The sequence below is a fragment of the Burkholderia sp. Bp9016 genome, assembly GCF_003857765.1.
Classification (GTDB): domain Bacteria; phylum Pseudomonadota; class Gammaproteobacteria; order Burkholderiales; family Burkholderiaceae; genus Burkholderia.
Genome location: NZ_QTPY01000059.1, coordinates 1 through 6,340 on the forward strand (window position 1 = coordinate 1; position 6,340 = coordinate 6,340).

Annotated in this window: 4 protein-coding genes; all 4 read left to right on the forward strand. The window is 56.2% G+C overall.

What is annotated here, in order from left to right:
* The first annotated feature begins 250 nt into the window (after window positions 1-250).
* From DIE13_RS32210 to DIE13_RS32225, 4 genes are read left to right on the forward strand one after another with little or no spacing between them, the layout of a single operon-like run.
* Window positions 251-3,103, forward strand: a complete 2,853-nt coding sequence (locus DIE13_RS32210; RefSeq protein WP_124831005.1) for a type VI secretion system Vgr family protein — start codon at window positions 251-253, stop codon at window positions 3,101-3,103.
* 25 nt (window positions 3,104-3,128) lie between these two features.
* Window positions 3,129-4,391 (forward strand): VRR-NUC domain-containing protein, encoded by a 1,263-nt coding sequence (locus DIE13_RS32215; RefSeq protein ID WP_124831006.1) that lies wholly within the window; start codon window positions 3,129-3,131, stop codon window positions 4,389-4,391.
* 38 nt (window positions 4,392-4,429) lie between these two features.
* Window positions 4,430-5,770 carry a type VI immunity family protein gene (locus DIE13_RS32220; RefSeq protein WP_124831007.1) on the forward strand — a complete coding sequence of 447 codons (1,341 nt, stop codon included), beginning with the start codon at window positions 4,430-4,432 and terminating at the stop codon, window positions 5,768-5,770.
* Between the two features lie 8 nt (window positions 5,771-5,778).
* Window positions 5,779-6,066, forward strand: a complete 288-nt coding sequence (locus DIE13_RS32225; protein ID WP_124831008.1) for a PAAR domain-containing protein — start codon at window positions 5,779-5,781, stop codon at window positions 6,064-6,066.
* Window positions 6,067-6,340 lie beyond the last annotated feature (274 nt).

The window sequence follows — 6,340 nt, forward strand, 5'->3', positions numbered from 1 at the left end:
GCCTACATCGCGCGCCGGCTCCAGCGATGTCCGTTTTGTTCAACTTCCAATGCTGATTTATTGACACAGTAAGACTAGTTATGCGCGTGTCTTGTCTTGATATTTCGGCAGCGTCAACTTTTGTCAAGTCGAACAATATTCCTCAGACTTTAGCTAAAATCGCGCGAGAGCGACCTTTCGTCGCCACTGGCTGACCGTCGTTGTGGCGCTTCTCTGACGGTAGTCGAACCTGAGAGAGGCACGACAAGAAATGGTACTCAGACCACCCGCACTCGGGGACCTGAAAAATCACGACCTATACGAGGCCGTCCATCGCGGTTTGTTGCAGCACGACCGGCTGTTGATGCTGGATACGCCACTTGGCAGGAACGGGTTGATCCCGTTGCGGGCGCGCGGATCATGCGGAATCGGTGGCGACTACCACTGGACAATCGACGTTGCATCGCTGCGCGGCGACACCGATTTGCTGTCGCTCATGCATCAGCCGGTCACCCTATGGATTCAGCAACGGACAGCGCCATACGTTGATTCGGTCTATCGCCCCGTGCACGGCTTCGTGCATCAGGTTGGGTATTTGGGTGGCGACGGTAGCGTAACAACGTACCAGCTGGAATTTTCGTCCGCCCTGATTTTCCTGAGCAAGACCCACAACGACGAGGGTTGGCTCGAAAAGGACGCGCGCGAAATCATTTCCGACGTTCTCAATCGATATCCGCAGTTCCAAGGGCGGTTCCGGTTCGACCTGACGCGCGAGCCTGCTGTGCGCTCATGGTGCCGTCAAAGCGAATCCGATCTTCATTTCGTACACCGCCTTCTCGAAGATGAAGGCTGGTACTTCTATTGGGTGCACGAACCTACGAAGGAAGGTGGGCCGCCGAAAACGACGCTCGTCATTCTTGATCGTGTGTCGTCGCTGCCGGACGCGAAACCGGCCGAATACTATCGCGGTAACGCTGACCACGAAGCGGACGGATTTACACAATGGGCGGTCGTGCAGACGATGCAGAGTCTGCGCTACATGTCGCGTGCGTTCGACTACAAGCGACCGGCTTCGCATTTCCAGACGGATAGCGCTCTGCAATCCACGACGTACGAGGCGGGCAGTGGGCGACAGTCGGAATCGCGCAGCATTCCTGCTGCGCCCATGACCGTCTACGAGCCGACCGCGTATGGATACCCCAATTCAGACAGCGGCGCAGCACGCGCACGTCGGCGTGTAGAAGGATGGGATTCGCGCGCTCGGCGTTACTTCGGTGTCGGCGGTCTGCGATGGCTCGATGCCGGGTTGCGATTCACGCTGAACAACCATCCGCGTCATCCCGACAGCGATCCGAAGAAACGGGAATTTCTCGCCATCGAGGCACGGTGGTACATCGAAAACAATGTGTCGATTGGTCAAGGGGCGACCGAATATCCGCGCAGTTTGCGTGCGACACTTGCTGAACAACAGGCAGCACACGGGGCACGCTTCAAGACGCCGGAGCACCCGCAAGACGGAACAGCAGGATTTTTCGTCATCGAGGTTGAGGCGCAAGAGGCGAGCGTCGAATATCGCAGCCCGCTCGCGCATCCCAAGCCGAACATGACCATCGAGCATGCGATCGTCGTGACGCAGCAAGGATCGGAAGCGTGGACGAACGAGCGGAACCAGGTACGCGTGCATTTCGCGTGGGACCGCAAAAATCCAGATGGCACGTTCACGTCATCGCCGCTGCTTTCGACCATGCAGGCCGATACGGGCAAAGGCTACGGATCGGTGCACGTACCACGGGCCGGTGAATGGGTTTTGATCGCCTATTGGGCAAACGATTGCGACAAGCCGTTCATTTTAGGGCGCGTCAACGGCGGCACGACGCCTTCTCCTTGGCATTCGAATGTGCTGCTGTCGGGATTCCAGTCGCAAGGGTTCGGTGGTACAGGGGCATTCAACTCATTCGTCCATGACGACGCTACGAATCAAAGCGGTACGCGGCTCGTCAGCTACACGGGCAGCAGCTACGCATCGATCGCGCAGGGATATTTGATCCAGCAGAGCGGCAACACGCGCGGCCGGTATCTCGGTTCGGGGTTGCTATTGCATGCTGATCATTACGCTGCGGTGCGCGGTAGCCGTGGCGTATCGATCAGCGCACATCCCGTTTCACGTGACAGCGATCAGCTAGACGTTGACGAAGCGCGCGAACAGCTTACGCGCTCGAAAAACTTGCTTGGCAGCATCTCGGACGCGAGTGAACAGCATCAGGCCGAGAGCCTGAAACCCGGCGTTGATGCGCTGGCGGCGTTCACGGATGCAACGAAGCAGTCGGCATCCGGCGAAGCATCCGGTGGCCGCACAGCAGGCGGCGGAACGGGCAGCGCGAACGCATTTGCTGAACCGCTGTTGCTGCTCGGCAGTCCGGCGGGAATCGGCCTGTCCACGCATCAGTCGTTACACGCAAGTGCAGACCAACAGGCGAACTGGATCAGCGGTCAGGATTCGTATCTCGCGGCGGGCGGCTCGATGCACGCAGCCGCGATTGATCACCTGAGTCTGTTTGCGCGTAATCAAGGCATCAAAGCCGTAGCTGGCAAGGGCAAGGTCGAAATACAGGCACAGGACGGCGATCTTGAAATGATCGCGCAGCAGCTTGTGAAATTGTTGTCGGTGGCCGGACGGATGGAAATTGCGGCCGATCAGGAACTGGTGTTGTACTGCGGTGGAGCGACGATTCGCGTCAAGGGCGGCAACGTCTCGATACACGCACCGGGCAGCGTTGACTTCAAGGGTGCGTCGTTCAGCTTCTCGGGGCCGATTAGCGAGTCATACACGATGCCGCAGTTCAAGCCGTCGTATCAGGCGCAATACGTCCTGAAGGACCAGACGGACGGGACGCCGATGATTCGACACGCCTACGAAATGAAGCTGCCATCGGGGCGAACTGTGCTTGGTCACACGAACGACCTTGGCGAGACGGTGCCGGTTTTCACGCCGACCGCGCAAAGCGTGAACCTTAAGGCATTCGAGCAGGAAAAACAGGACATGGAGCCGTGGAAGTATGCAGGCGGCGGGGAGCCTGACATTTTTGCTGATTACGTAGAAATCGATAAAGGCGAACGCGCCTAAGTGCAAACGACGCAAGGAGAGCGAAATGGCTGGAGCACTTCAACCTGCGGGCACGTGCGAGACAATCAAAGAGCGCAGACCTAACTATGCATTTCTGCCGCTCGGAGCTAAGGGATACTTGCGTGAGAAGGTAAATGTTGCTTTAAAAACGGCGCGTTACATTCCCGTCAAGTTGCGGGATGGCTCCATTGTTTACCGGTTGCTCATGCAGGTCGCGATGAGCGGCCCGATGATTATCGAAGAAAAAGAATTCAAATGGCAGTTTAAATATAAAGCCGAAGTTAGCTTCGACATGAAGCCAAGCGACAGGTCACGTGGACTTGAAGCTCCTATTCCATTCTTAAGCGATGAAAAGCCTCAGGGAACGGAGCGTCGTCGAAGTTTGAATCCGTTTCCAATTGGAGCGACGGTCGGGAAATTGCGTCGCCCTGACGTAATTATTGTTGAAAGACCTTCCGATCTTTGGCCGGGGCGCGGCAACATCGATCGCGAAGGTGGGTCACACGTCGGAAATTTGTTGCGCCTTGTGGAGGTGAAATTCCCGGGTGACGATTGGGGCGTCGGCCAAGAAAAAGCCTATCAGGACATTTCAGGCGATTCGAAAATGAATATGTCGGTAATCGATGTCACCGATTGCAATGGCGACTTGGAAAAAATCACCAAACCTGCTCCGATTCCTGCACCAAAAACGCAAGACGAGAAGCAACGCCAAACCGCTCCCGTTCGCACAGTCCCAGCCATTCCGCATCATGTCTGGTATGAGGACTGGTGGCAAAAGGCGCACGAGTTCGGTGAAGGAGTCGAACATGCCGTCGCCCCCGTTTGGGATGCGGTTCAACGCGGATACTCTTACGTGTCTGCTGAAACCAGCGCGTTCCTGCATCAGCACGCGCCATGGATGTTTACGGCCGGACAGTGGGTGGCCGACAAGGCGCATAGCGCTTGGGTGTGGGTTGACGAGAAAGGGCACGAAATATTCCGCTACACGGCTGCGCAACTCAAGGCAGGGTGGGACGCGATCGTGCGCATGACTGATATGACGTGGGACGTGCTCACGCATATCGATTGGGCACAGGTCGGTGTGACGCTGCTGAAAGGAGTCGCGATAGCGATAGCCGTTGTCGTCGGTGTCGCAATCGTGATCCTGTTGCTACCTGAGTTGATCGCGATCTTTGCTGCGCTATGTGCGATTATCGCGGCTGGCGCAGAGGCCGCGGCGGCATTGGCTGCGGCCCTTGGAGTCGTCGTCGGGGGTGGGAGTGCAGTTGCAGCACTGTCCGCAAGCTGAGTGAATTCATGTGCGACTGATCAATAGACGATCCGATTATGACTTTGAGTGATTCGAAACCTGTTTTGACGCCGTTGCAGGCGCTTTCCCGCTATCAGGAAGATTTGAGCGTGCGCCTTGCCGACAACTCGATGGGCGTTCTACCCGGTGTAATTGGCACGGTATTCTTCGATCGGGGCTCTCAGCCGGAGGTCCGGCAAGCAATTCTTAGTTGCTTTGACCGATTTGATGAGGTATTCGGAGAGCACCTGCGCGGAGGAAAGGACGCTGACCTCGGAAAATTCACAAAACGGAACGCCAAAGGCGTCGAAAAAATCAGACGCACAATTGTCGAAACCCCTTCGCATGAGGAAGTTAGCGTCTTGCGTTCGAGTTCCATCGATCAAGATACTGCGGCGGAATATAGCATTGGAACGCTCACCGGCACGGCAGCGGACGAAGATTATATTTCCCCAAAAGGCTGGAAGTCGTACAAAGGTCAAGAATCAGGACTTTCACTTTTGAAGTTTAACGTACCGATGGAGTTGTTTGCCGATAAGGGAGGTTCAAGTCTGTATGAGGATTTTCTAAATTTCGTTTGCGACAAACTCCCAATCCAAGGAGGATATGGTGGCCTATCGCCGATTCTTCCCTATAGCTACCATCGCTACATACCTCAGGAATGGGCGCTAGCAGAACGCTTTAGCGGTCTTGAGATAGATAGCACGGCACACTTGCTGGCCAAAGACTACGATCCGGTTTCTTACGAAGGCGAGTCTACAGATCATATGACAGCTTTTTACCCCGGATTGCAACCCGGGGCAAAGGTCGGGCGGTGGGGCTTTATTAAGGGCGTAAATTGGTACACGATCCTAGGCGAACTGTTCATCGAGCGCTTGGGTGGCGAGGCTGCGATCCGGGAAAAGCTTGATCGTTCCGATATTCATATTGAGCGCGCGAATGCGTGCCTGATGATCCGCGCGGGTGACTTCCCGCGCCTTGGCGCACCTGAAGAGGGATTGCCTGAACCGTACGTGTTCGTGAATAGCATCCTGCGTGTGCTGCGCGATCCGAAACCCGACGCGCTGCACACCTATATTCCCGATCTTCCTAGCGCGGATGTGAAGAACGCGCGCAAGTGGGTAGCACGCTTTGATTTGCCCGATGCTCCGCCAATTCCTGAACCGCCGACGATCGTTCCGCCGCCAGTGAGTCGCGAACCGGCCCGCCAGAGCGTGCGAGGCGGCAACCCGTGCCCCGAAGCTGGATGGTGGCACACACCAGCCAAGGCCGGAAGCCGTCGTTACTTCGAAGCTGGCGAAATCATGCCCGTGATTGAGGGCAGTTCGTGGGGCACAACGAACTGGCACTGGTCGCCGACTGAGAAGCAAGACGGGTAACGCCGACTATGACGAGATACCTGATTCTCGACGGCGATCACACGACGGTGGCCGGAACGGTCCAAGCGAAGGCTACGCCGTTCGTGCTCGACGGCAGGCACATCGCGCACGAAAACGACGATGTGTTTTGCCCGGTGTGCAAGACGATAGGCAAAATTCAATGCGTCGGCCCGAGATTGCCAATGACGGGGCCGGACGGTCGCCGCGTCGCATTGAGTGATGATCTGTGCGTTTGCAAGTGCCCGGTGCCGCCGTTACTCATCGCGTCGCAACACGTTATGTCGGTCGATGCGTGATCTCGATTTGGTGTTGCCGCACCGACCTGTTGTTGAAAAAAAGCACCCGCTTGGGTGCCTCTTGAGGGATTCAAAAATTAGCCTCGATACTCGTCTGGAAACATAAAGGTGCCATGCTTATGATGAGCGCTCGCAGTCATAACGTAATATAGAAATGGCTCGCACTCGTTGTCGGGTAATCCCCCCGAGAAACCGGTGTGATCAGAAGTAGAATTTTCTTGTTGAGGGAGTTCTACGGAATGAAGAAATCGAGATTCACGGACAGCCAGATCAT